Below are 25,401 nucleotides of genomic sequence, written 5' to 3'. Positions count from 1 at the left end.
ACTCGTCCACTGGAACCCCTTTCGTGTTGCTTTGAGCGGCTCACGAAGGGGGTTCCGCCTTTAGACCCCCGGAAATGTCAAACTTCGGCTGCCTCCCCGGCAGAGCCGGGGGATCTCCTAAGGTATTAGCCCCCGCGGGGCCCGGGGCGGCGCCCCGGCGCGGCGGCTTGCGATGAGACCAATGTTCAGCATCCTTAATGCCACGCAATCACGGCGCGAGCGACGCGACGAACACGTCCGACGAGTAAAGACCGACATGACCGAAGCTCGCGACGAGCTCTTGGTCTCCCCAGTGAATGGCTCCCTCGAAACTACCGCCCACGTAAATCTGGCCCGCCGCATTCACGCCAACGGCCTCGCCCCATTGTGGCATGGATTTCGCATCGAAGTCCCCTTCCACGCGCGACCACCGGAATGCGCCGTCCGCGGCCGAATACGAGGCGACCACGATATCCGACGAGCCGGTCGTCGTCTGCGCCGTACCGCTCCCGAAGTCGACCGAGCCGCGCAGCGCGCCGGTCACCACGACGTCGCCGTTGTTTCCGAACGTGACGCCCTTCAGACCTCCGGCACCCGAAAAAACCCTCCCCCATACCGGCGTGGTGGACCCGTCGAGCTTCACCATGAAAAACGTCCCGTTTTGCGGGCCGGCGACTCCGAGATCGACGACGATCGGCGTGTCCCCCGAGTCCGTCGCCAGGACGAGCGTGTCGTCCGGCCCCGCGCTCACGCGAACCAGCAAATTTGACGACGAAGTCGCGTCGCCCGGAAAGCTCCTGCTCGCGAGGTGCTCTCCGGTCGCCGAGAGCCTCGCGACGAAGAACCCCTTGGCGAGCGTCGCGACGCCGAAGTCGATCGTATTGTCGTTGTATCCCGAGATCACGACCCGGCCTTGCGTGTCGAAGGCGGCGCCCGTGGCCGCCTGGAAACTGGCGTCCCCGTAGCGCTTCGTGAAGATCTGTTGACCATCTCCCGAGAATTTCACCACGAATGCATCCGAGCCATTGGAAATGATCTGGTTGCCGCCGAAGGTCAGGTTGCCGGTGAAATAGCCGACCAGCGCGATCGAGCCATCGGCGCCGCACGCGACTGCTTTTGCGTAGGCCGAGCCCGAGCCGTTCGAGACCAAGGAGAAGCGATGGTTGCCAGCCGGATCGTAGCTGACCACGAACGTCTGCACCGACCCGGTGCCGACCTTCAAGCCTCCGCCCGCGTTGATGCCGTCGCCGTTGGTCTCGCCGACGACCACGACGTTGCCCTGCGGATCGACGCACGCGCCGCGCATGTACAGATTGTTGAGCGCCGCAATCTTGCGCGCCCAGATGGGTTGGCCGGTACTGTCGAGCTTCGCTACGAACCCGTCGCGGGCGCTCCCCCCGTCGCCGAGCCCAAGGCCTCCGTCGAAGTCCATCGTGGAAAGATAATGGCCCGCGATGAGCACGTTCCCTCCCGCGTCCACCGCGAGCCCCCCGAGTTTTTCTTCGGTTTGGTTCATGAGGTTGCTGCCGAAGCGTCGGCTCCAGCTCGTCGAGCCGGGGCACGCCGCGTTCGCGCCATTGCAGTCCTCGTCCGCAGCCGTCTTGCAATCGTCCGTCGCCGGCAAGACCTCCCCCTCGCACGGACCAAAGCCGGAGCCGTCGGGCAGGCACGTCGACATCCCGCCGAGGCACGTCCCCACGCCTTCCGTGCCGCCGGGCCCGTCATAACAGCTCTTCGGCGTGCCAGGTATGCAGATTTGCGCACCGCTCGAAGCGCTCGATGTCCCGCCCATGCCGCCAGCGCCTCCGCCCATTCCACCAGAGCCGCCCGTGCCCATGCCGCCAGAGCCGCCCATTCCACCAGAGCCGCCCGTGGCCATTCCACCAGAACCGCCCCCGCCCATGCCTCCAGAGCCGCCCGTGGCCATTCCACCAGAGCCTCCAGAGCCGCCCGTGGCCATTCCACCAGAGCCGCCCCCGCCCATGCCTCCAGAGCCGCCTGTGCCGCTGGTTCCCGTCCCGGGATCTTCCGAACATGCGCCGGCCAGAAGCCCCCATGCAACCACAACGAGCGTACGTGTTTTCATCGTCATTCTCTCCGTTCTCACGAGGCGCTCGACCTCGGCGATCGAGACGGTGCCATCGTGTTCAAGTTAACAGAACGAACGTTCGTTCGTGACTCTGGTTAGCAGAGTATCAGAAGGGGGACAAGGAGGTTTTCGACGTCGGCAGGCGGCGAGGCAGGCGCACCGCGAAGGATGCGTTGGGCTCCGCTTCTGCTGTGGAAGGGGATCTTCTCAAAATGGGCGTGAGACTGCCCGTACGGAGGCGGACGGCGTTCTCCACGATCCTGCGGCCCTGGACCTGGAGAGCGCCGCAGCCGTCGACGGGACCGCCCTCGGGATGTCGCGCGCGGGGCGGTTCCCCTTGCCGGGGCGCCCGCCCGCCGCGAGCCCCTTTACTTCGGGGGCAGGATTAAAGTGGGAACGAGAGACGAGACCACGCGGTCGGAGGCAGTTCTGGACAGCCGTTGACGCTGACCCCAATGCCCACACTGGAAAGCGCCAAGTTTCAGCCCGGCAAAACGAGCGCTCGGCCCGTAAAACCACGGTTTGTCCGAGAGCCGTTTGTCGGCTCCCCTGACCTTGGGCCAAAAAGTGCACATCGAAGGAACGGTGAGGTTAGCTACACGATCAGGAACTGCACGAGGAGAAGCGCAGGCGTGGGCGGCAAAGGAAGATGCGAAGGGGCACACGTGCGCGTGTGGCTGCCGTGGGAGGATACGGGTGACGGCGAGGCAGTTCAAGACGGGTTTGCCGAGGTGGTTGCGGGGGCATCATTTTGGGGTTTGAGTTGAGCGGTTGACGTTCGCGGGCCGACGCAAAGCCTTCAGTTGGCGGCGGGGTGGCGGCCGCCAGGTGCCGCCATGGCGGCCGCCATGAGTTCGGCAGCGAAAACGTCGAGAAAACTGCGGCAAATTCGTTTGGCACGGCGAGCGCATAGCGCGTGGATGCTCGAGTCCGCACGTCATACTGAACACTCACCAGCCCTACCAATACGAACGTCGTCGCCCCGAGGAGAGTATCCTTTATCGGGTGTTGAGCGAGGTTTGGCCGGCATTTCGTGAGCGTATAGAAGGATTGAGCAGTTTGCCGAAGTTCGTCGTGCGCGAAGTGGACGAGTATTTGCGTTGCGGGTTGCTCGAGAAGAGGGCGGCGGGGAGGCGCTTTTGGGCGAGCGTTGTCCTTTTCCCCGCCGCTCTCCTCTGGCGGCCGTTTGTCGGATCTCGGGCGGTTGCGCTGTGTCGATGTCCTCTGTGCACGTCGCGCGACGCCGCCCCCGGTTCCACCAGATCGAACGGCCCCGACCCTGGCGCTCCATTCCACGAGCAGCGCGGGACGGGCTCAGCCAGTGTTCCACGGCGGCTTGGTCATTCATGACGGCGGCTTGGTCGTTCGAATTTGCAACGCCACCATCATCCCCGGTGACTCCAATCCGTCTTCCAGACATAGCAATACCACGCCCTGCTCTGATCAGGGACACCGCTCGGATCGATGCTCTCCATCTCCGCGTGCCATTCGTTCTCCGCGATAGACTGGCACCCCGCCGATGCCAAGCCCGTATTGACACCGGGATTGCAGGTGAGGTTGAACTTGATCGTCCACTTGAGGTCGCCGCCTTCGTAGACGATCTGTCCCGATACGCCCACCGGGGCGGTCACTCCGTCGGCAGATACCTCGCAGATGACGGAGTGAATGTCCAGCGTCTCGGGCGGCTCTTTCCCCGGCACCCACGATCCCTTGTCTAGGGTCATGCTGGTCCGCCTGACCGTTATATTGCGGGAGTCGAGCTTAAGCTGGACGACGGGAGGCAGGGGATCGGGGATGGCACCGTAGTAGTTGTCGATCCGCTGCATGTCCTCCCTGGAGAACGAGCTCCCCTTCTGGATGAAGCGATTGTAGTCGGAGCCGAGTACGGAGCACCCGCAATAGACAGTAACCTCCCCCGACGGGTACGCGACGTTGGTCGAGATGTAGATGCGATCGCCCTTGGCAAACTTGTGATCGTGCCAGAACTTCCGCGCCGCGATGCCCGCCTTCATGGCGTCACCGACGATCTCGAAGACCACGTCCCGAAAGGCGCCGGCGGGGTTATAGAGCATGGTGATCAGTTCCCCCCACCAGTTGAAGGCGTCGGAGGCAGCGACCATGTCGTTGATGGTATTTGCGGCCGCGTCCGTCGTGATCTCGTACAGATCGGCCCCGGGCCCGCTGCCTTTCTCGGCGGGCGTGGAGGGAGCGCTCTTGGAATTGGTTTGTCTGTTGAACCTGACCCCGTCAACCCTCGCTACGTTCGCCCAGAACGTGGCCGTCTCTGGATCTTCATGCATCGGATAGCCCATGGAATTCTCCTTTTCGGGGCGGATGAGTGCACGAGATACACCCCGCGCCAACCCTACACCCCGCTTTACGCGGACAAGACATCCGAAAAAATGTAGCTGTCAAAGGCTTCCTGTCCGGTGGATCAGATTTGTGCGGCGACCGCAAAAGCGAAGGAAACGCTAGAACTCTCGCGCCTGTCAATCTCCAGATAAAGTGAGTCGCGCTACCCGCAATGGCGACGCATCGGCATGCATCGTCTCATACTCGTTGAAGAAAGGCTTGACGAGACTCACACCTCTGCCGTTCACGACCGCTGTCACCGCTCCTCCCGATCCGCAGAAATCTGGACCGGCCGCCCGACGTTCGCAACGCCTCTGCCGACCGGTCCGTCTCTCCCGCCGCCGCGATCTACCGCTTCTTCTTCGCGGCCGCGGCGCCGTTTCTCCGCTCCGCGGCCTCCTTCGCCTCACGGAGCCTGTAGCTCTCGCCCTCGATCATGATGATCTCGGCGTGGTGGACGACGCGGTCGATCAGCGCCGTCGCGCACGTCGCGTTCGGGAAGATCGTTGGCCAATCGCTGAAGGCGAGGTTCGTCGTCAGCACGATGCTCTTCTTCTCGTATCGCAGGTTCACGAGCTGGAATAACAGGTCCTCGTTGCGCCCGTCGAAGGACAGGTATCCCACCTCGTCGAGCACGAGAAGCGTCGCCTTCGCGTAATGCTTCAGCCGCTTGTCCAGCGCTCGGCTCGTTTCCCGCGCGCCCAGATCGAGCAGGAGCTGCGCGGCGGTCGTGAAGATGACGGAGTGGCCGGCGAGCACCGCCTGGTGCGCGATGTTGCGCGCGATCATCGACTTGCCGAGCCCGTGTGATGCCACCAGCACGACATTCTTCGATTGCTCGATGAATTCGAGCCGGAGCGCGGCCTCCACCAGCTCGCGGTCGATCCTCGTCGGCCAGTCCCAGTCGAAATCCGTCATCGACTTGAAGCGGCCCACCCGGCTGCGCGACATTCGTCGTTCCAGGCTGTTGTTCGCGCGCTCCTTCTCCTCGAGCTCGACGATCTGCTCGACGAACGCGCTTCGCGCGAGCGGTTGCGCGGACGTCTACGCGGTACTTGCATTCCAAGCCGAATGCGCGAGGCCGTCGGCTCGACAGCGCATGTGCGCGGCGCCTGACACGGGGCCGGGCCAGCGTCCAGACGGTGGTGGGCGAGGTGATACGATCAAAAAGCACGCGGGGGTGTGCTCCGCCACCTCGCCAAACAGTCAGGCCAAACGAGCGCTCGGCCCGAAAAACCGCGGTTTGTCCGAGAGCCGTTTGTCGGCGCCGCTCACGTAGAAACCGCAAAACGCCTCCGCGCTCCCCGCCCACCGAGCCCCACCGCCCCGAGAGAGAATCGTGTCCGCACGGGGCGGAGCGTACCCGAAAGGGGGTTTTAGGGGCGACAAATCCTCCCCGGAAAGTCCTTTGCCCTTCCGCGAGGTACCGCGCGTGGGCGGAGGCCGAGAACGCCAAGGGGGGCATTAACGGGTTGAAGTACCGGAGGTGCGCGCGGGCGAGCACGAAGAAGTGCTGAGGTCCACCTCTGGAGGTTCGGGGCGGGTGTCATGAACGACATGATCAACAGGCAGCCATGCGATCCGGCTGTCTCCCTGTTCGGCCAGGGAAAATCCTCGGCCGAGATCTGGTCCGCGCTCGTGTCGAGCGGCGTGGCGCCGGCCGCGGCGGAGGCCCATGTGAACAGCCTCCTCCTCGCTGTCGCACTGCTTGGCCAGGGCAAGTCCGCGGTCGAGATCTGGTCTGCGCTCGTGTCGAGCGGCGCGGCGCCGGCCGCGGCGGAGACGCTCGTGAGGGATCTCGTCGAGGTCCGCCGAATGCAGCTGGCAAGACAGCGCGAGGAGGAGGAGCACCGGAGCTCCGGGTTCTGCAAGAGGTGCTATGACGAGTCCACCCCGCTGTCGCCTGGCAACATCTCGACCGTCAATGGCACGGGGACGATGTTCTACGGAGAGGACCGGGGATGCTGCGACTGCGGCTCCGTGGTCCGGGTCCACTGGGTCGTCTTCTGCGGCTTGCCGCTCATTCCGCTGGGAACCTACCGTTATCGGGACCTGTACGGCGAGGGGACCTCGAGCAAGTTCCTTGCCCGCCGGACGCAGACGAACTCGCAGCAGATCGCCATCCACTACTCGCTTTCGCTTGTGGTGCTGTTCGTGTTCGTCGCCGTCGTGATGGCCATCCGCTCGGGGAATCGGTAGGACGAGAGCCCTGGGCCCCGGCCTTCACATCCGGACGACCTCGACGCTCCGCACGCCAATCCGGATCTCCCCCGTGTCCGGCCGCCGCTCCACGAGCCCCGCGGCATTCTGGACGCCCAGGACCGCGAGCTGTTTGCGGGCGCGGTGGATGTCGACGTTCAGTTTGTTCGCGTCCGTCGCCAGCATCCGGCATAACGCCTCGCGCCCGAGCCAGCCTCGTTTTGCCGCCGGCGCGTCGCGATCCTCGAGCCACGCGCGGGCCAGCGTGACCAGGAGGTAATGGTGGGTCCGTGCCGGGAGCTCCGCCTCTCGCCGGCCCATCACCACCGTCGCCGTCACCTGCTCTTCATTCTGGCTCACGGCGAGCCGCAGATGAATGCTCTCCAGCATCGGGCTCCTGATGTCGCTCTGCCAGGTCTCGGTATCGCGCGGCGGAAGCTCGAGCGTCCAGGATTCACCCGCAATCGTGATGACCTGCCGATCCTCGACCGGCTGCACATCGTCGCCGGTCTCGGTCACCCATTGGCCCTCGCCATTCTCGAATACACTCACGAGCGGCAGCTCCTCGTCCGGCAGGAGAAGCATGCCCCCCGAGGCGGCGCGCCGCGCCCCGCTTGCATGGTGCCGAGCCGCCGCGCCCGGCGGGGAGCCGTCGGTCAACACGAACGTGGGGCTCGGGCCTCCCAGCGAGAATGCCGCCCCCTCCGCGAGCGGCACACGCTCTCCAGGCGAAAGGCGCTGGCCCCCGAGCAGCGTCCCGTTCCGGCTGCCGAGGTCCCTGAGCTCCCAGCGCCCACCTGTCCAGTGCAAGCTGGCGTGCTCCGCAGAAACACGCCGTTCGTCCACGCGCACGTCACAGGCCGAATGCCGCCCAATCAGACACCGCACCCCCAGGGTAACATAATCCTGTGTCGACTCGTTCTTGAGTGTCCCCATCCTCGCCCTCACTCAAAGGCCGAGCCGCAGCCTACCATGCCCGTCCAATCCCGTGTATACGCCATCGTCATGGATCCCAGCCCCGTTCCTCCGCCGACGGTGGATGCCTCCAGCGACTCGACGGCGTCCATCCTCACCGCCGAGACCGACTCCGGTGTGCGCGCGGTCGAGCCGATGGAAGCCGTGGAGCCGCCGCTGCCGCGCCGCTACGAGGATCTCGGTCGCATCGCCCGCGGGGGGGCCGGCGACGTGCGGCGCGTGCGCGATTTGCTCTTCGGGCGTGTGCTCGCCATGAAAGTGCTGCGCTGGGAGCACGTGCAAAACCCGCGGATGCGCGCCCGCTTCATCAGCGAGATCGAGCTCACGGCGCGGCTGCAACACCCGGGAATCATTCCCGTTCACGAGCGAGGCCAGTTCGACGACGGCAGGCCCTGGTTCACCATGCAGGAGGTCCGCGGACGTACATTCGACGCCGTGATTGCGGAGCTCTACGGGGCCGCGGGGCCGACGGGCTTCGGGCCCACGCCCTCGGGCTGGACGTTCCGCCGCGCCGTCGACGCGTTCGCGCGCATCACCCAGGCGGTCGCGTACGCGCACGGCGAGGGGATTCTTCATCGCGATCTCAAGCCGATGAACCTCATGGTTGGTGAGCAAGGCGAGGCGTTCGTCATGGACTGGGGCCTCGCGCGCCGCATTGGCGATCCGCTGCCGAGCGAGCCGGACGATGACGACGCAATCCACGAAGGCGACGGAGGCGACGAAGGGGGGCTCACGCGCCACGGCGAGGTGCTCGGGACGCCCACGTACATGCCGCCCGAACAGGCGGGCGGCGAGCACGCCATGCATGGCAAGCCGAGTGATGTCTACGCCCTCGGCGCCATCCTTTATCAACTCCTCGCCGGGCGCCCGCCCTATCGAGGCAGTGGCCTTGCCATCTGGCGGCAGGTGCTCGCGGGCCCCCCGATCCCGGTCGCCGAGGCGGCCCGGGGTGGCCCTGCATTGCCGCGGGAGCTCGTCGCGATATGCGAGCGCGCCATGCAGCGCGATCCTGCCGCGCGGTACCCCGACGCCGCGGCTCTCGGCCGTGAGGTCCTCGATTGGCTCGACGGGGCGCGCCGCCGCGAGCAGGCCCGCCTCGCGCTCGCGGAGGCGGCGGCGCTCCTGCCGGAAATCGCGGAGCTGCGGGCACGAGCGCGCGAGATCACAGCGCGCGCGCGGCGGCTCATGGAGGCGGTGCGCCCCTACGATCCGGTGGAGGTCAAGCGGCCAGCCTGGGCGCTCGAAGACGAAGCGTCGCGGATTGCACAGGACGCGGTGCTCCGCGAGGCGGCCCTGCTGCAAGCGGCGCACGGCGCTCTGATCCTGGACCCCGAGCTGCCCGAGGCGCACGCACTGCTCGCCGATCGTCATTGCGACGAGCTCGTCGCCGCCGAACGCGCGCGCCGGCATGAGGACGCGGCTCGCGCCGAGGCCATGCTCCGGACCCACGATCGGGGGCGACACGCGGCCATTTTGCGCGGCGACGGCGCGCTCTCGCTCGTGACCGATCCCGAAGGCGCCGAGGTGCTGCTCTGTCGGTTCGCCGCGCGCGACAGGCGCCTCGTGGCCGAGCCGGTGCGGCATCTCGGGCGCGCGCCGATCCGGGAGGCGGTGTTGCCCCGCGGCAGCTATCTCCTCGTGATCTCGGCGCCGGGGCGGGCGGAGGTGCGCCTGCCGGTATGCATCGAGCGGGGCGCCCACTGGGACGGCACGCCGCCGGGCGAGACAGGGCCTCGTATCCTCTCGTTGCCCCTCCTGCATGCGCTCGGCCCGGACGATTGCTTCGTGCCCGCGGGGTATGCCGACATCGGCGGCGATCCGGAGGCGCCGGACAGCCTGCCCGCCCGGCGGGTATGGATCGATGCGTTCGTCTTGCGCCGCTTCCCCGTGACGAACGGCGAATACCTTGCGTTCCTGAACGCGCTGCTCGGCGAGGGCCGCGAGGAGGAGGCGCTCGCGTGCGTACCGCGCACCGCGCACGGGATGGCGGAGGCCAGGGACGAGCGGCCGCTGTTTGGTCGCGAGGCCGGGGGGCGCTTCATGCTGGCGGTCGACGAGGCCGGCGCGCGATTGGCGTCGGAGTGGCCCGTGGCGTCCATCGATTGGTACGCGGCGCTTTCGTACGCGCGCTGGCTCTCGGCGCAGACGGGGCTGCCCTGGCGACTGCCGAACGAGCTCGAACGCGAGAAAGCCGCGCGCGGGGTGGATGGCCGAGCCTACCCGTGGGGCGATTACCCGGACGCGACGTTTGCGTGCGTGCTCGAGAGCCACGCGGGCGTGCCGATGCGCGTCGCAGCGGACAGCTATCCGGCCGACGAAAGCCCTTATGGGGTGCGCGGGCTCAGCGGCAACTCGCGAGATTGGTGCTGCAACGTGTGGCGGCGCGAGGGGCCGGCAATCGTGGGGGAGCGAGTGCTCGTCGACGAGGCGTCGCCTGGCGATCCGGAGCACCGGGCGGTGCGGGGCGGTGGATGGAGCAGCGCGCTTCCCTTCGCGCGGGCGGCGGGGCGCTTCGGGCTCCTGCCTGGGATACGGCGAGCGACGGTGGGACTACGGGTCGCGCGGAGCTTGACCGCGAACATGGATCCGCGCTGAATCGCACGTCTTTGTGGTCAGGGCGACTTCGAATCGGCATACCACATCCGTCCGGACCCGAGCGCCGAGACCTGGGTATACGTCCCGCTCGGTTCGAAGGACGGCGCCGGGGCCGTGGTTTTCTTCTGATACCATCGCAGCATCGAAATGGTCGCGTCCGGCTCCTTGTCGCTGATCGCGATACGCACGTAATAGTCCTCGGTCGCGTGCTTGTAGAGAGTGCCGGTTGTGAGGTCGGTGTCCACCTCGGTCCAGTCCGCCGCGCAGGGAGCGGTGAACTCCTGCGCATTCGTGGGGGCCAAGGGCCGCGAATCGGTCCAGGCCTTGTCGCCCACGCAGGTGACGACGAGCCCGTTCTCGACCGTCAAGCCCGCCTTGTCCACGAGCCAGTACTCCACACCAGCGTTGTACCCCGCGCCGGCGACCCGGGTGGCAATGATGTCCGCGAACTTCCGGCTCCCGCTCCATTCGATCTTGTAATACCGCCAATCCAAAAGCCCTGGATCGAGCTGGGCGTTCAACGGATGGACACCACCGGTCGCGTCACTCTTCTCTTTGTTGTGCATGCGTACCCTCCTACCCGAGCGCGGGGGCCCGGTCAATTACACGCCCGTTACACCGCCGGGCCGATTGGACGACGCGAAAGCGAAGAAGGTCAAGGAAGGGGGCCGCGCCCCTGCTTCGAGAGCCTGAGCATTGGTCTCTTCTTGAGGCCGCCGCGCCGGGGCGCTGCCCCGGACCCCGCGGGGGCTGTTCGCCCCTCGACCCGAACCAGGGCAAGCCCTGGACCATTCGTGGAAGAACTGCGCGATGCGCAGTTCTTCCAACAGGCCCGCTGCCGGTTGAGATGTCAGCGCTGCTGTCTTGGCGGGCAGGATCGCTCCTGGTCTTGACTCGGCTGTTCGATGAACTGCGCATCGCGCAGTTCATCGACCCCGGGTCCAGCCCCTGGCTGGTCCGGGTCCAGGGGCGGATAGCCCCTGGTGGGGCCTGGGGCAACGCCCCAGCTCAGCGCCTCCCAGATGAGACCAATGCTCAGTTCGAGAGCGCGGGCTTGTCGAGGGTCGAACCAGGGCGGCTCGCGGCGAGCGACCGCCGCCCTGTTCGAGCCTGAGCGTGCGACCGCTCGAGGACGTCCTTACGGACGGTAGACCGTCACGAAGGGGTCCCAGGTGACGGTGTTCACCTTCTCCCTGCCCAGGTAGATGTCGACGGAGAAGGAATAAGCGATCTTGGGGCTCACCATCTCGTCGCGGTTCGACATTTGCGTCTCGCACGCGATGAAGGGGCGATTGATGCCCTGCGTGGCGACGGGCGTGGGAGGCCCAAACGTGTTTTTCCCGGGAGTGATCGTGCCCGGAGCGCTGTAATAGGGGGTATCTCCGGCGCCGTTGTTGCTGATCCAGTCCACGAGGTACTTGCTGGCATCACCCTGGGGCGGGGATTCGGTCGCTCCCCAGAGCTCGACCTTCGTGATGATCGCGTGGTAGAGATCGGCCTCGCCGCCGGCGCCCTCGGCAAGCTGGAGCGGCTCCACGCGCCACCGCAACTGCTCGGAGGCGGGGACGCGCACCCAGAGCTCGTTCGAGCCCTGCGAGTTGCCCTGGACGATCGAGGGATCGGCGGCATACATCTGCACGGTGCCGGTCTTGGCGTTGACGATGATCAAGATATCCTGAGCCATGATCGATGCTCCTCTCTTTACGGTCTCGTTTTTATCGCCCGCATGGCGCCATTTCGATGGCCAAACGAGCGATGGTTCGAGGGGCGCGCCCGTGCGATCAGCCATGCCTGATCGCGCCGGAATCGCCTCCCGGGATCGAAGGGGGTTGCGCCGCGCCTCCGACAATCGAGAGGATGTCACCCTTTTCGCCGGAATGCACTTACTCCGCCCTTACAGCTCGGGAGGGTGCCGGTGAGCAACGTTGTCGAGCGCTGTAATGAACGTGTAATCGACCGATCGATGTTCTAGGCCTGCGGCCCTCCGGAGGGCGGCGGCCCGGCGCAAGGGAGCTCGAGGGTGAAGGTGGCTCCCACGCCCGGCTCGCTCTGGACACGGAGCGTGCCCCCGTGCGCCTCCGCGATCCTCCGGCTGATGTACAGGCCGAGCCCAAGCCCGCCGTAGTTCTTGGATACGGCGCGCTCGAAGCGCTCGAAGATCCGGCCCTGCCTCGCCGGATCGATACCGATTCCATGATCCGCCACCGCGAGCCACGCGGTCCCGGCCTCCTTGCCGAGGGAGATCTCGATGGGCTTGCCGGCCCCGAACTTGATCGCATTGGCGAGGAGGTTCGTGACGATCTGCTCGACGCGGGAGCGATCCCAATGGCCCATGATCGGGGCGCTGTCCCGTACCGAGAGCGCGCACCTGGCTCGCTCCAGATCCAGGGTGAATTGCTCGACCACGTTGTGGGTGAGGACCCCGAGGTCGACGTCCTCCGGCTCCAGGGGAAGCCGTTCCGCGTGGATTCGCGTGACATCCAGGAGATCATCGTTCAGCCGAGCCAGGCGCGTCCCTTGCCGCAAGGCGCGCTCGATCAGCTTGCCCACGGCTTGCCCGTCGGAGAATCGACCCAATTGGATGGCCCTGCTCATCGACTGCAATGTGAGCGTGAGCGACGTGAGCGGCGTGTTGAGCTCGTGCGAGGCCACCGAGAGGAACTCGTCTCGCACGCGGATGGCCTCCTGGGTCTTGCGGTAGAGGCGCGCGTTGTCGATCGCGGTCGCGGCCCTTCGCGCCACTTCCTGGACCAGCGTGAGATCGGCGTCCCCATAACGCCGCCCCGGCGCGCACGAGGCCATGCTCAGCACCCCGAGCGTTTGCCCCCGCGCCACGAGCGGCACCGCCAAGCCCGTCCGCGTCCCCAGCGCGCGGATGAGCCCCGCGTGTGCGTCATCATCACAGGTGGCCCGGATGTCTTCCATGGAGAGCTCGGGCAACAGGAGCGCCTTTCCGGTCCGCAGGACCATGGCAGCCGGGTGCGGCGAATCCATCCGAGGAGGGTAGCGCTGCTTCAGCTCCTCGAGCAGCGGCTCCTTCGCGGGGTCCTTGTGGGCCCCGGAGATACGCCGGATCTCTTCACGCTCCAGGATATCGATCACGCACCAATCGCAGAGCGAGCGCACGCAGAGCCGGCCCAGGCGGGCGAACGTCTCTTCGTAATCGAGCGACTCCGACAGGATGGCCCCCGTCTCGGCCAGGAAAGCCGCGCGGCGCTCCGCCTCCTCGGCCGCCGCCCGCGCCGCCTGCTCCTTGCCGTGGAGCAGCGCCTTCTCCAGGGAAATTGCCGCCTGCGTGGCGAGGAGCGACAGGGCGACGAGCCGGTCGGGCGTGAAGGCACCGGCGAGCAGGTTGTTCTCGAGATAGAGGAAATGGACCACCTCGGCCGGCCTCAGAATGGGCATGCAGAGGACGGATTTGGGCTTGTGCCGCGCGAAGTAATCGTCGCCCGAGAACTTCCCTGCATCGGAGGAGGCGTCACCGAGGATGACGCGCTCCCTCGTCCGCTGCACGTAATGGACGAGCGACACGGGGACGCGCTGTGAAACATCCACAGGCGAAGTCTTTCGGAAGCTCGTCCCCTCCCCTTTCTCTTCGAGGGCGGCCTCCGCTTCGATCGAGAGGCTTTGGCCCTGACACAGGATGAGGCAAGCCCTCTGCGCGCCGCCTTGCTCGAGCACGACCTCGAGCAGCGTGCGTACCAGTTTGTCGAGGACGATCTCGTTCGAGATGGTTTGCGAGGCCTTGGTCACCGAAAGCAGGTCGAGCTGCTCGGGTCGGGCTGCGAAGGTGGCGTTGGGCGCGCTCAGCTTCGTCTCCAGCAATCGGGGGTAGCGCTGGTCGAGCTCGAGCACCTTGCCGTCGGCGCCCCAGCGAAGATAGCGGGCGCGGGCCTCGCGCAGGTAGGTATCGGCGAAGAGCTCGAAGCCGCGCGCACGGTAGAAGCGCGCGGCCGTCTCGAAGGCAACCGCCTCGTTGTGGACGAAGCCATTGTCGCGCGCGGAGCGGATGGCCTCCTCGTAGAGGCGCTCGGCGTCGAGGAGCCGCCCTTCGATGCGCGCGATCTCCGCGCCGACCAGCGCGGCGCGGTTCCCGAAGTTCTCGGGGCAGTTATCGGCCCACACCGCGAGCGGCTCGTGGTGGGCGACGAGCTCCGCGAGGTGCCGGGGCCGCTCGTCGACAGGCGCCGTGTCGAGGTGCGCCGCCCGCGCGAGTGCGCCATAAAAATGGTATTCGGCCTGCTCGAAGCAGGAGGGCAACGTCGAGAGGAGCCGCTCCGCCTTCGACGCGGCCTCGACCGCGGCGGCGAAAGCGCCCGCGGAGAAGCGCGCCTGCAGCTTGCGGATCCAGTACCAGCAGGTGGCGATTGACAGGCGCGGATCGCTCTCCAGGTGCCGCTCGAACCGGCCCTCGTCGAACTCGGCGTCGTTGAAGGAGGCGAAATCCCGCGTCTTGCCCCGAAGAACCCGGATGAGCACGAGCTGTCCGGTGATGGAGTCGACGACGTGACCGAACTTCGCCTTCCGCACGAATTCGAGCGCGTCGTCAGCCTCTCGTTGCACCTCGCCGAGCGGCTCTCCCGCAGCGAGCAGAAGCGTCAAGGATTGGTTTCTGGCATAAGCCGCATACGTGAGATCGCCGGTCTCCTGCGCCGCGGCGAAGGCGCGCTGCAGCCACTCGAGGCCCGTGCGGAGGTGCTTCGACCATGGATGGATGCTCTTGCCGAAGAGCAGGTAGACGCGGGCCTTGAAGCGGAGCAGCCCGCGGTTCTCCAGCAGATCGAGGCCGAGCTTGCCGAAGCGGAACCCCGTCGCATAGTCGCCGAAGAGCGGTCCGAGGACGGTGCCGAGCCAGCCGTAGGCGAAACACGACGCATCGCTGTTGCCGTGCTCGAGGCTGATGTTCGCCATGCGAGCAATGACGATGCAGCTCAGGTTCTTGTCGATGAACTGGGCCGGGGGCGCGAGCATCGTGAGAACGTCCATCGTCGCCCGCCAGCGCGGCTCCGAGAGCGATGGCAGGTCGATGAGCCCCTCGATCGGCCGTCCCCCGAGCTTTCGCCACATCCGCTCGTATTCCCGCTGAACCTCGTCCGCCGTCGGGTGCGGCGACCACTCGATGTCGATGAGCCGGAGGTATTGCAGGCCCGCGTCGACGGCGCGGTCGGTCCGATCCTGGGTGGTATAAAGGTTGAGGCGCGCGCACGTGACGACCGCGAGGTCGACGAGGTTTGCGGCGCGGCGCCAGAGCGTCGAGAGCCGCTCTTCCGCGGACGAGAGCTCGCCCGTCAAATACTCGCACTCGGCCCGGTGGAGCTCGAGCGAAAAGACGAGCTCGTACCGAAGCTCCCAGCTCTCCTCCGGCAGGAGCGCCGAGCCAAAAGCCAGGTACTTCAATGCCGAGGCGTAGGCCGCGTTCGCCTTGGCGCGCTTGCCCGCGGCGAGGTTGAGCACCGCCACCCGCTCGCGCTCCTCCCGCGATGTAATCAGCGCGGCGCCGAGATCGAGCTGGTTCACGATTTCGAAGATCTTCTCCTCGAGCTCGTCGGGCGCCGTACGCGCCGCGAGCAGCCGGCCTATCTCCAGGTGCATCGCCGCTCGCTCGCCTGCGGGGATGAGCGAATAGGCCGCCTCCTGGACACGGTCGTGGAGAAACTTGTACGTGCCGCCCATGCGGAGAATCAGCCCCGCGCGAACGGCCTCCCACAGGTCCGCATGCGACGCCTCCTCCGAGCGGCCGCGGACCGTCGCCAGGAGGGCGACCTCCGCGGTGTTTCCCAGACAGGCGAGCTGCTTCAGCGCTTGCTGGGCGCATGGGGGAAGCCGCACGAGCTTCCCGACCATCAGGGCGACCACGTTGTCGGTGAAACCCTTTTCGCGGATCTTCGCGGTGTCCCACCGAAAGACGCCGGCGCGCCCGTCGAATTCGATCAGGCGTTCTTCGTGGAGCGCGGTGAGGAACTGGATCGCGAAGAAGGGGTTGCCGGCCGTCTTCTCGTGGACGAGGCTCGCGAGCGGCGCGGCGTCTTCGCGGGGGCAATGCAGCGTATCGCTGACGAGCGCGGCGAGGTGCTCTCGGCAGAGCGGGCCGAGCACGATGTCCGAGACGCGCACGCCCTCCTTCCGCATCTTGTCGAGCGCCCGCACGAGAGGGTGCGAGGCGGTCACCTCGTTGTCGCGATACGCGCCGATGACGAGGAGGTGGCGCGTCTCGGGGTGGGTCATCAGATCCTCGAGGAGCCCGAGGCTCGCCGCGTCGGCCCATTGCAAATCGTCGAGGAAGATCGCGACGGGGTGCTCCTTCCGGGTAAACACCCCGACGAAATGCCGGAACACCATGTGGAAGCGGTTCTGCGCCTCGGTGACGGGCAGCTCCGGGACGGGCGGCTGCCGGCCAAGGACGAGCTCGACCTGGGGGATCACGTCGACGATGAGCTGACCGTTCACCCCGAGGGCGGCCCGCAGCCGCTGCCGAAAGGAATCGATCCGGTCCTCGCTCTGGGCGAGGAGCTCGAGCACGAGCTCGCGCAGCGCCTGGACGATCGTGACGTAGGGAATATCGCGCTTGTACTGCTCGAACTTCCCCGAGACCAAGGAGCCCCGCTGCCGGAAGATCGGCTTGTACAGCTCGTGTACCAGGGCCGATTTCCCGACGCCCGAGTAACCGGAAACCAGCACGATTTCAGGGGTCCCGGTGGCGACCACCCGCTCGAAGGCGCCGAGGAGCGCGGCGAACTCCTCCGCGCGACCATAGAGCTTCTGGGGCGTCTGAAAACGATCCGCCACGTCTCGCTGCCCCAGAGGAAAGGGCTCGATCCGGCTCGTCGATTGCCACGCCGCGAGGCAACGCGCGAGGTCGTACCGGAGGCCTGTGGCGCTCTGGTAGCGCTCCTCCGCCACCTTGGAAAGCAGCCTCATGACGAGGGCCGAGACCACCTCCGGCACCGACGGAACGACCTCCCGAGGAGGCGTGGGCGACCGCGCAATGTGGCAATGTACCCATTCCAGGGGATCCGCCGCCTGGAAGGGTAGCCTGCCCGTCAGCATTTCGTAGAACGTCACGCCGAGGGAGTAGAGGTCCGAGCGGTTGTCGATCACCCGGCTCATCCGCCCCGTCTGCTCTGGCGACATGTACGGCAGCGAGCCCTCGATGAGGCGGAGGGGCTGCGCGGCCTGCGGTTCGCGGGGAAGCCGGGAAGCGATCCCGAAATCGACGATCTTCACCTCGCCGGCCTCTACGTTGACGAGGATGTTTGCCGGCTTGAGGTCCTTGTGGACGACGTCCTGGCCGTGGACTTCCGCGACGGCCTGCGCGATGGAAACGGCGAGCGGGAGAAACCTCTCCACGCCCATCGGCGCTCCGAGGAGGCGGGAAAGCGGCTCGCTGCCAGTATCCTCCATGACCAGGGCGGGCATGCCCTCGAGCGTCTCGAGCGCGAGGGGCTTCACGACCGCCGGGATGTCGAGCTTCCGGCCAATCTCGTACTCGTTCTTCAGGCGCACGAGGTCCCTCGGCCGGCACCGCCTCGGATCGAGCGTCTTGACCACCACCGGGCGCTGATCGCTCTTCCTGAGTCCGCGATGAACGGCGACCCCGTTGTTTTGGAAAAGCAGCTCTCTCAGCGTGTACATGCAACGCCCTGGGCTTCCGGAAGGCGCACACCTCTCCTTCCCCGCGCACGAGAAGCGACACCGGCAAGAGTCTCCCGGTCCAAACCCCGACCCCACCGATGACCCTGCACGTTCAGGATGTTACCATGACAGACGGGGGAAGCCGTCCTCGCAGTGCACGGTATACGTAACAGCAGTAGCTTGTCGCGTAAACGGGCCCCGATGCCTTGTGTGCCAGCCGAACTTGCGCCCAGGCAGCACGGTAAGCGATGAGTTCAGGTCGCACCGCGCGCCGCGCTGCGTCGTCCGTCCGGGTGTTTGCCATCCCTCGACACGGCGCCGCCGGGGGTGCAAGCCGTCACCAGAGCTTGGTCATGTGCTTGATGCCGACCTCGCTCACGTGGCACACAAGAGGCATGGCTATTCGCTTCTCTTCTGTATTCGTCGGCATGATATCACTCGCAAGCGCCGTGCTCGCGGCGTGCGGCGCGGCGACCTGGCGCACGCATTCGCCGGTATCGACCAGCGGCCGGCTCCGCGTTCACCCGGGGCTTGTCGCGGCCGGAATCGAATCGGCGTTCGCCGAAGAGCTGCACGACATCATCGTGCGTTACGCCAGCGAGGAATCGCTCGTGAGCTCCACCGTCAACCACTTTGCATTCGACAACTGGGGTTTCTCACGGTCCGTCCAGAATGGCGCCGCGTTCGAGACCGTCGACCTCCCCGGGCTTCCAGCCGGCACGCTCTCGCAGAGCTGGCTGCGGCAGGCGCAGCAGGACGACCTCGACGATCCGAACGGCACGCTGCCATCGCCGCCACTCGGCTGAGGCCGTCGCGCCGGGGCGCCGCCCCGGACCCCGCGGGGGCTGTTCGCCCCTCGACCCGAACCAGCGCAAGCGCTGGACTCGTGTTGGAAGAACTGCGCGATGCGCAGTTCTTCCACAGGCCGGTGGCAAGACCAGGAACAAGTTGGCGTGAGGGTCTTTCAGCCGCGCAGGATCACAGCTCCCATTCCAACGCCCCTCGTCCCATTCAGGTCGGATCGTGGGTTTTCCGCCGACGAACCAATCCGCTCTTTTCCCATTGCCTCGGGCCGCAATCCATGAGACAAAGCAAGCGACGCCAGCCGGTGCAAGGAACACCGACCGGCATCTCCCCACAACCCCGCGATACCCGGAGTCATGAGTATGGTAACGATACAGCTCCATCCGCCGCCGGCAAACTTTACGGCGGCGCACGCCCTGCTGGGGCGCCTTTACCTGGAGCACCGCGATTTCCTGCGCCGCCTTCTTCTCGGACAGGCCATCCCTCCCAGCGACGTGGACGATGTCGTGCAGGAGGTCTTCCTCACGGCCTGGCGACGCCTCGAATGTCTTGTCACGCCGGAGCAGGCGCGCCCGTGGCTCCTGGTGATCGGGCTCAACCGTGCGCGCAACCATCGAAAGCTGGCGCGTTGCGAGCGCGAGGTCCTCGCGGGCCTTGCGGATGACTTTCCCGAGCGGGAAGACGAAGCGGAGTCGACGGAGGCGCTCGTGCTGGCGACGTACGGGCTCTTCCGGCTCAAGCGATTCCTCTCGAGGATCGGCCCGCGCATCCGTGCAGTCGTGGTGCCTTACCTGGAAGGCCGTTCGATCCGGGAGATCGCCGAAGCGCTCGGCATCAAGACCAAGACCGCCTACGCCCGCCTGCAACTCGCCCGGGAGCACCTGAAGACGCACGCGCTCGCCTGAATCCGCTTGCGTTTGCGCCTCCGCCCCCGCCCCCGCCTCCACTTTCCCCACCTCACAGCGCCCCGAAACCGCCTTCCCTCCCAGCCACCGCCATCCCACACCGCCCCGATCCCGCTTTCCCCCTCGCCTCCTCCCCTTCCCCATCCCCGCGAACCGCCTTCCCTCGCCTCCTGCCTTCACCTCACGCCGTCGTGACTCGCCCGCGGCCCTCTCCCCTGCCCGATCCACCCCGCTGTGGATCGCCGATCCCACCCTCGGAACCCCGATCCACAGCGCCGTGGATCCCTTCCCCCCATTCCCCTTTGCCACTTCACGGCGCCCCGGATCGCCGCACCGAGCGCGCCTTTCCGATCTCACCCTGCCGTGACCCCCGCGCCGGGGCGCCGCCCCGGACCCCGCGGGGGCTATCCGCCCCTCGACCCGGACCAGGGCAAGCCCTGGACCTCAGGGGGAAGAACTGCGCGATGCGCAGTTCTTCCCACAGGCCGGTGGCAAGACCGCGGAGGTGTGCCTCACGCCGTCGGCGTCATGGGTCGAGACGTCAGCGCTGCTGTTTTGGCTGGCAGGGTCGCCTGTTCGATGAACTGCGCATCGCGCAGTTCATCGACCCCGGGTCCAGCCCCTGGCTGGTCCGGGTCCAGGGGCGGATAGCCCCTGGTGGGGCCTGGGGCAACGCCCCAGCGACGCGCCCCCCAGGAGCCGACGCGCACGACCAAACCCCTCACCTGCCCTCGCACATCGGCCACGCGAATGCCTTCGCCAGATCCGCCAGCGCTTGCGGGTCGATCCGCTGCGTCAGGATGGCCTCCAGCCCCACGAGCAGCCCTTGCGACACCATCTCCCCGACCACCTCCGCGCATGCCGTGGACGATACCGCGCACAAGGCGCCGCAGCTCGCTGGGTAATCGCTCCCGCACGCCGGCCAGCAGACCGGCCCCGCGCCCGTGTGGCCCGCGGGGCATGGGGCATAACAGAGGCTCCCGTCGGGCTCTTGCCCTGCGGCGCATCGGGGCGCCTCCCCGGTCCCGCGACCCATCGATTGCTTGGCCACGACGTGTAGCCCCTTGCGACAGAGGAGCCCCTCGTCCGCGTATCCCGCCGGGCAAATCGACCAGCATACTGGCCCCTCGCCCGTCATGCCCGACGGACAGACCGAATAACAGAGACCACCTTGAAATTCTTTTCGCGGCTCGCACGTCGTCGGCGCGTCTCCTGCGCCGCGTCCTTGTCCAGGTTTCCAGCAAACGCGCCGCGGATTGGTCGCCACCGCGCTCGCCTGCTGCCTCGTCTCGTCGTCCGCAAGCGCGGCCGGCACGTTCGCGAGCCCGATGGCGAGCACCAATGCCGTTCGTCGAACCATCACACGCCCCTCCCCGACCTCCGGCGCCACGCCGGCGACCGGTCTACCTCATCCCATGGATGGAGCCCGCCGCCCAGGCCGCAAGCCGCGCCCGCTCCGACGACGTGAACGATTAAATATCGTTAATGTGCGATCTCCGTGCCGATCCCTAGCATCTCCGGCAGGCCCTGGATCCGTCCCCGGGGTCGCTCTTGCCGGAGACGATCGACATGTGGAACCCCACCCGAGAAGGCCCCCACGATACCTCCCCCGCGCCGCGCCGCGTGAGGTCCTTGGCTGCCGCGGCCTTGTTCGCGGCCTTGTTCGCGTCTTCCGCGGTCGCCCGCGCGGAGCCCCTGGGCGCGGGTGCCGCGACCGAGCCTCCCTCCCCGCCCCCCGCGCCGACGCTATCCGTCGCGTCTTCGCCGCCCGCGACGCCTGCTCATCCTTTGGAGAGCGGCACGTGCGGCACGGCGGGGCTCGAGCGCGTCGCGGAGGCTGCGCGGCGCGGTACGGTCCGCATCACCACGCATACCAATTGGGGCGCAGGCTTTTTGGTGGACGACACGCACGTCGTGACCCATGTCAGCGTCGTCGGGCGGCCCTTCAAGCTGCGCGTCCATGCCCGCGACAACCTCTCGATTGATGCGAAGGTCGTCTTCATCGACGCATTCGAACGCATCGCCATCCTGGAGCTCGACGCGCCCATCCCTGGAAAGGCGCTCGAACTCGCGACGTCGGCCCCCGTGATCGGCAGCGAGGTCGTCGCGATCGCCGTTCCCGTCGACTTCGGCACGCGTGAAGAGCGCTTTCCGACCCACCGCCGGGGCGTCGTCAGCGACCGCGACGACGATCTGCTGTCGACCGACGCGCTCCTCGGGACGAACCACACCGGCGGCCCGCTCCTCGACTGTCAGGGTCACGTGGTCGGCATCGTCGTCCCCTCTCCCTCGGGGGTGGCCGTGGGACAGGCTCCGATGGGTCACGCAGTCCCGGTCGGAAGAATACGCGAGGCACGCGAAAGCGTGGGAAAAAAGCCGTACCAGAGCAAACCTGGCATCGTCCTCGGGTTCGCGACCACGTTCGCGGGTCAATTCGAGCGTGGCAGGGGATTCATCGGCGGAACGATTGGCATTCCGATGCTCTTCGCCGAGCAGTGGGAGTTCTTGCCCCGCTTCAGCGCCTTCGTGCAGGTCCCGGCAAAGGGCGACATCCACCTGCCCCTCGGGCGGACCGACACGCTGCGACTCGTGGGTGACGTGCGCATCGGGTACCGCATTCCGCTGGTCTCGTCGCCCGCGACGGTCTCGCTCGTCCCTTCGATCGGCGCCGGCTGGAACTGGGATTTTACCAAGGAAAAAACCTACAACCTCCAGCTCGATGATCCGACTTGCATGAACCAGACGACAGCGTGTTCCTTTCGAATGGTCGAGAACGAGCAGGAATCCAGGACACAGACCGGCGCCGTGTTCGTGGGCCTCGGCGTGCACGTGCATGCCATGACGTTCGGATACGAGCTGCGCGTGCTGCCGTCGCCGGACGTGAAGTTCATCCATCAACTCTCGCTCGGGATTTCGACCTTTTGACCGCGCGCCGGCGCCGCCCCGGCGCTTGGCCCTCGGCCCCGCGACCCCCTTAACGATTTTTAACGCACGGGTCGCCGGCACCTGCGAGGGGCTTCTCCACGCGCGGCTCGTGGTGGTAGCCTTTCCGCCCGTGACGGGAAAGCCGCCAGGTACGTCGGCGCGCGGCGCCTTCATCGGGCGCGCGCGGGAGCTTCGTGCGCTCGGGGAGCGCATCGACGCCGGCGCTCGGCTCGTGACGATCACCGGCGCCGCCGGCATCGGCAAGACGCGCCTCGTGCTGGAGTGGGCCGCGTCGGCGCTCGCCGCGCGCGACGGGGCGCGCCTCTTGTTCTGCGATCTCAGCGAGGCCAAGGGGCTCGACGACGCGTGTGCGGTCCTCGCCCGCGCGCTCGACGTACCCCTTTCCGCAGGGGGCACCGCCGACGAGGTCGTGGCGCAGCTCGGGCGCGCCCTCGCGGAGCCGCCGCGAAGCGTGGTCCTCCTCGACAATCTGGAGCAGCTCGTCGACGTCGCCCCGCAAATGCTGGGCCCCTGGCTCTCGTACGCGCCTCGCGCGCTTTTCGTCGTGACCTCACGCGAGCGACTCCGGCTGGACGGCGAGGTGTCCCTCGGGCTCGAGCCGCTCGGCGTGCCGCCCGCGGACGAGCGATCGCTGCAGGCGATCGCCTCGGCCGACGCCGTCGAGCTCTTCGTGGCGCGAGCGCGGGCCGTGCGCTTCGACTTCGAGCTCACCGAGGCCGAAGCCGAGAACGTCGCCGCGATCGTCCGGCGCGTCGACGGCATCCCGCTGGCGATCGAGCTTTGCGCGGCGCGGATGGGCGTCCTCGCGCCGGGACAGATCCTCGACCGGCTCGCGCGCCGCTTCGAGCTCCTCGTGACGGGCGCCCGCGGCGCGCCCGCGCGCAAGGCGACGCTGCGCGGCGCGATCGACTCATCGTGGGAACTCCTGGCACCGTGGGAGAAGGACGCGCTCGCGCAGTGCTCGGTGTTCACCGGCGGCTTCTCGCTCGAAGCCGCGGAGGCGGTGCTCGAGCTCGGTGCCGGATGCGAAGGCAGAAGCCCGCCGATCCTCGACGTGCTCCAGTCGTTGCACGACAAATCGTTGATCCGGGCGTTCGACCTCCAGGGCGAACGCCGCTACGGCCTGCTGGAAAGCCTCCGCGAGTACGCCGCGGAGCGACTCGACGAACTCGGCGGCAAGGAAGCCGCCGCCCGACGCCACGCGGCGTACTTCCTCGGCATGGAGGGCTCACGGGACGCCCCCTTCCCGAGGGTGATCGACGTTCGCCGCGCCTCGCTGGAAGCGAGCAACCTGATCGCCGTGTGCACGCGCGCGCTCGCGCGGCGACCGCTCACGCCCGAGGACGCGGAGGCCGCCCTGCGCGGGCTTCTGCTGCTCGAACCCGTGCTCCTCCTGTGCGCCAAGGGCCGCCTGGAGCCGTACGTCGCGATGCTCGATGCTGCGCTTGAAGCCGCGTCCGCCCCGCCGGGCCTGCGCACGCGGGCGCTCTACACACGCGCGCTCGCGGACCTCCTTCGAGGACGGGTGCTCGACAGCTTCCTCGGCTTTCAGCGGGCGCTCGACGAAGCGCGCGCGGCGGGCTCACGCGCCGACGAATCCCTCGCCCTCACCAAGCTCGGGCTGATGTTCGATCAGGCGGAGCGCCCGGACGACGCGCGGTCCTGCTTCGATCAAGCGCGGGCGATCGCCCTCGATCTCGGCGAAGCCTCGCTTCATGCCGACTGGATGCTCACCTACGGCGGCGCGCTCAACTGGCGGGGACGCGCCACGGAGGCCGTGGGGTACGTGGAGCAGGCGGCCGCAGGCTTCCAGGTCGCCGGTGATCCGCGGGGACAATCCCTGGCCCTTTCGCAGATCGCCCTGGCGCGCCTGAGCCTCGGCCGGCTCGACGAGGCCGAGCTCGCCGCCGGCCAAACGCTCGCCCTGCTCCAGGAAGACCGACGCACCGAGGGTTACGTGCTCGGCATCCTGGGGCGCATCCAGCAAGCGAGGGGCCGCTTCGGCGAGGCGCGCGAAAAACTCGGGGCGGCGCTCGCGATCCACCGGGCCGTCGGCGATCGATGGTCGGAGGGCGTGCTCCACGGCTACCTCGGCGACGTCGCGTTCGAGGAGGGCCTGCTCGACGACGCGCGCTCCGCGTACGGCGAAGCCCTCGCGCGGCTCCATGGCACCGGCGAGCGGCACTATTCGATCGTCTTCCTGGCCGCGCTCGGAGCCGTCGAGACCGGGCTCGGCCACGAGGACGCCGCGGCGCGCCACTTCGAGGCCGCCGCCGAAAGGCTCGGCGGCGGGCGTGTGCTCACGACGAGGATTGCGGTGGAGCTGCACTCTGCCCATGCGGACGCCTGGCGCGCGCGCGTCGCCCTGGCAGCGGGCGATGAGACGGCCGCAGCGCGATATCGCCTCGCCGCCGCTGCGCCGATTGCCGTGGCCCAGGCTCCGGCCCCCGACGGCACCTTCGCGCCGGCGCGCGGTTCGGAGGACGTTCGCTTCGCCGTACGCCTGCTCGAGCGCGCGATCGCCCTGCCCGCGACCTCGGCGAGCCCGCCCGGCGATCCGCTCCCGCCAGCGATTGCGAGGCTCGTCGTGGGCCCGGAGGCCCGCTGGTTTCGCCTCCAGGATAGCCGCCCTGTGCCCTTCTTGAAGGCGAAGGCGGCGCGCCTCGTCCTGGCATTCCTCGTTCGTGCGCGCATCGACGCTCCGGGCCGCGCCCTCTCGCTCGCGGAGCTCTTCGAGGCTGGCTGGCCCGGGGAACGAATCTCGCCCAAGGCGGCGGCGAACCGCGTCTACGTCACGCTGACCAAGCTCCGCAAGCTCGGCCTTGGAGCCCTGCTGCAGAGCCGCGATGACGGCTTCTTGCTCGATCCCACGGCGGTCGTCCTGGAATCGCTCGCCTTCGAGCTGCCGCCCGCTTGACTCTTTGT

13 protein-coding genes and 1 pseudogene are annotated in these 25,401 nt (G+C 67.5%); 6 read left to right on the top strand and 8 right to left on the bottom strand.

The genetic code is table 11. The annotated features are described in order from the left end of the window. Positions 1-208: 208 nt before the first annotated feature. The 3 genes and pseudogenes from KEG38_RS50165 to istB form a co-directional block, all read right to left on the bottom strand. Positions 209-2,065, bottom strand: coding sequence for an NHL repeat-containing protein (locus tag KEG38_RS50165; RefSeq protein ID WP_272428034.1), 1,857 nt, complete (start codon positions 2,063-2,065; stop codon positions 209-211). Between the two features lie 1,388 nt (positions 2,066-3,453). After that, complete coding sequence (locus KEG38_RS50160; protein ID WP_272428033.1) at positions 3,454-4,380, bottom strand: hypothetical protein; 927 nt, start codon at positions 4,378-4,380, stop codon at positions 3,454-3,456. A gap of 388 nt (positions 4,381-4,768) precedes the next feature. Then, positions 4,769-5,437 (bottom strand): annotated as a pseudogene (istB, locus tag KEG38_RS50155) (IS21-like element helper ATPase IstB); the annotation flags it as partial. A 531-nt stretch (positions 5,438-5,968) separates the two neighbouring features. Here istB and KEG38_RS50150 point away from each other — a divergent pair. Continuing rightward, the gene (locus KEG38_RS50150) at positions 5,969-6,619 is read left to right on the top strand and encodes a hypothetical protein (protein WP_272428032.1); all 651 of its coding nucleotides are present in this window, start codon (positions 5,969-5,971) and stop codon (positions 6,617-6,619) included. 24 nt (positions 6,620-6,643) lie between these two features. On the opposite strand, the gene KEG38_RS50145 is transcribed toward KEG38_RS50150, so the two are convergent. Further along, a complete protein-coding gene (locus KEG38_RS50145; protein WP_272428031.1) occupies positions 6,644-7,555 on the bottom strand; it encodes an FHA domain-containing protein in 912 nt (303 codons plus the stop codon). A gap of 69 nt (positions 7,556-7,624) precedes the next feature. Here KEG38_RS50145 and KEG38_RS50140 point away from each other — a divergent pair, with 69 nt between their 5' ends. Further along, positions 7,625-10,189, top strand: coding sequence for an SUMF1/EgtB/PvdO family nonheme iron enzyme (locus KEG38_RS50140; RefSeq protein ID WP_272428030.1), 2,565 nt, complete (start codon positions 7,625-7,627; stop codon positions 10,187-10,189). Positions 10,190-10,206: 17 nt separating this feature from the next. Here KEG38_RS50140 and KEG38_RS50135 read toward each other — a convergent pair whose 3' ends face one another. From KEG38_RS50135 to KEG38_RS50125, 3 genes are all read right to left on the bottom strand, one after another. Further along, positions 10,207-10,755 carry a hypothetical protein gene (locus KEG38_RS50135; protein WP_272428029.1) on the bottom strand — a complete coding sequence of 183 codons (549 nt, stop codon included), beginning with the start codon at positions 10,753-10,755 and terminating at the stop codon, positions 10,207-10,209. A gap of 572 nt (positions 10,756-11,327) precedes the next feature. Continuing rightward, complete coding sequence (locus KEG38_RS50130; RefSeq protein WP_272428028.1) at positions 11,328-11,873, bottom strand: hypothetical protein; 546 nt, start codon at positions 11,871-11,873, stop codon at positions 11,328-11,330. 284 nt (positions 11,874-12,157) lie between these two features. Next, positions 12,158-17,821 carry an ATP-binding sensor histidine kinase gene (locus KEG38_RS50125; RefSeq protein WP_272428027.1) on the bottom strand — a complete coding sequence of 1,888 codons (5,664 nt, stop codon included), beginning with the start codon at positions 17,819-17,821 and terminating at the stop codon, positions 12,158-12,160. A 395-nt stretch (positions 17,822-18,216) separates the two neighbouring features. Between KEG38_RS50125 and KEG38_RS50120 the strand changes: the two genes are divergently transcribed. Both KEG38_RS50120 and KEG38_RS50115 read left to right on the top strand, forming a co-directional pair. Then, on the top strand, positions 18,217-18,627 hold the full coding sequence (locus tag KEG38_RS50120) for a hypothetical protein (protein ID WP_272428026.1): 411 nt from the start codon (positions 18,217-18,219) through the stop codon (positions 18,625-18,627). A 360-nt stretch (positions 18,628-18,987) separates the two neighbouring features. Beyond that, entirely contained in the window at positions 18,988-19,530 is a 543-nt protein-coding gene (locus KEG38_RS50115; RefSeq protein WP_272428025.1) for an RNA polymerase sigma factor, read from the top strand. 721 nt (positions 19,531-20,251) lie between these two features. Here KEG38_RS50115 and KEG38_RS50110 read toward each other — a convergent pair. Continuing rightward, positions 20,252-20,890: a hypothetical protein gene (locus tag KEG38_RS50110; RefSeq protein ID WP_272428024.1), complete on the bottom strand. Its 639-nt coding sequence runs from the start codon at positions 20,888-20,890 to the stop codon at positions 20,252-20,254. A gap of 299 nt (positions 20,891-21,189) precedes the next feature. Between KEG38_RS50110 and KEG38_RS50105 the strand changes: the two genes are divergently transcribed. Both KEG38_RS50105 and KEG38_RS50100 read left to right on the top strand, forming a co-directional pair. Next, the gene (locus KEG38_RS50105) at positions 21,190-22,455 is read left to right on the top strand and encodes a trypsin-like peptidase domain-containing protein (RefSeq protein ID WP_272428023.1); all 1,266 of its coding nucleotides are present in this window, start codon (positions 21,190-21,192) and stop codon (positions 22,453-22,455) included. Between the two features lie 130 nt (positions 22,456-22,585). Beyond that, entirely contained in the window at positions 22,586-25,393 is a 2,808-nt protein-coding gene (locus KEG38_RS50100) for a tetratricopeptide repeat protein (protein WP_272428022.1), read from the top strand. Positions 25,394-25,401: the final 8 nt, after the last annotated feature.

This window comes from Polyangium jinanense (assembly GCF_028435265.1).
GTDB lineage: Bacteria > Myxococcota_A > Polyangia > Polyangiales > Polyangiaceae > Polyangium > Polyangium jinanense.
This window is presented reverse-complemented; position numbering and strand designations above follow the sequence as displayed.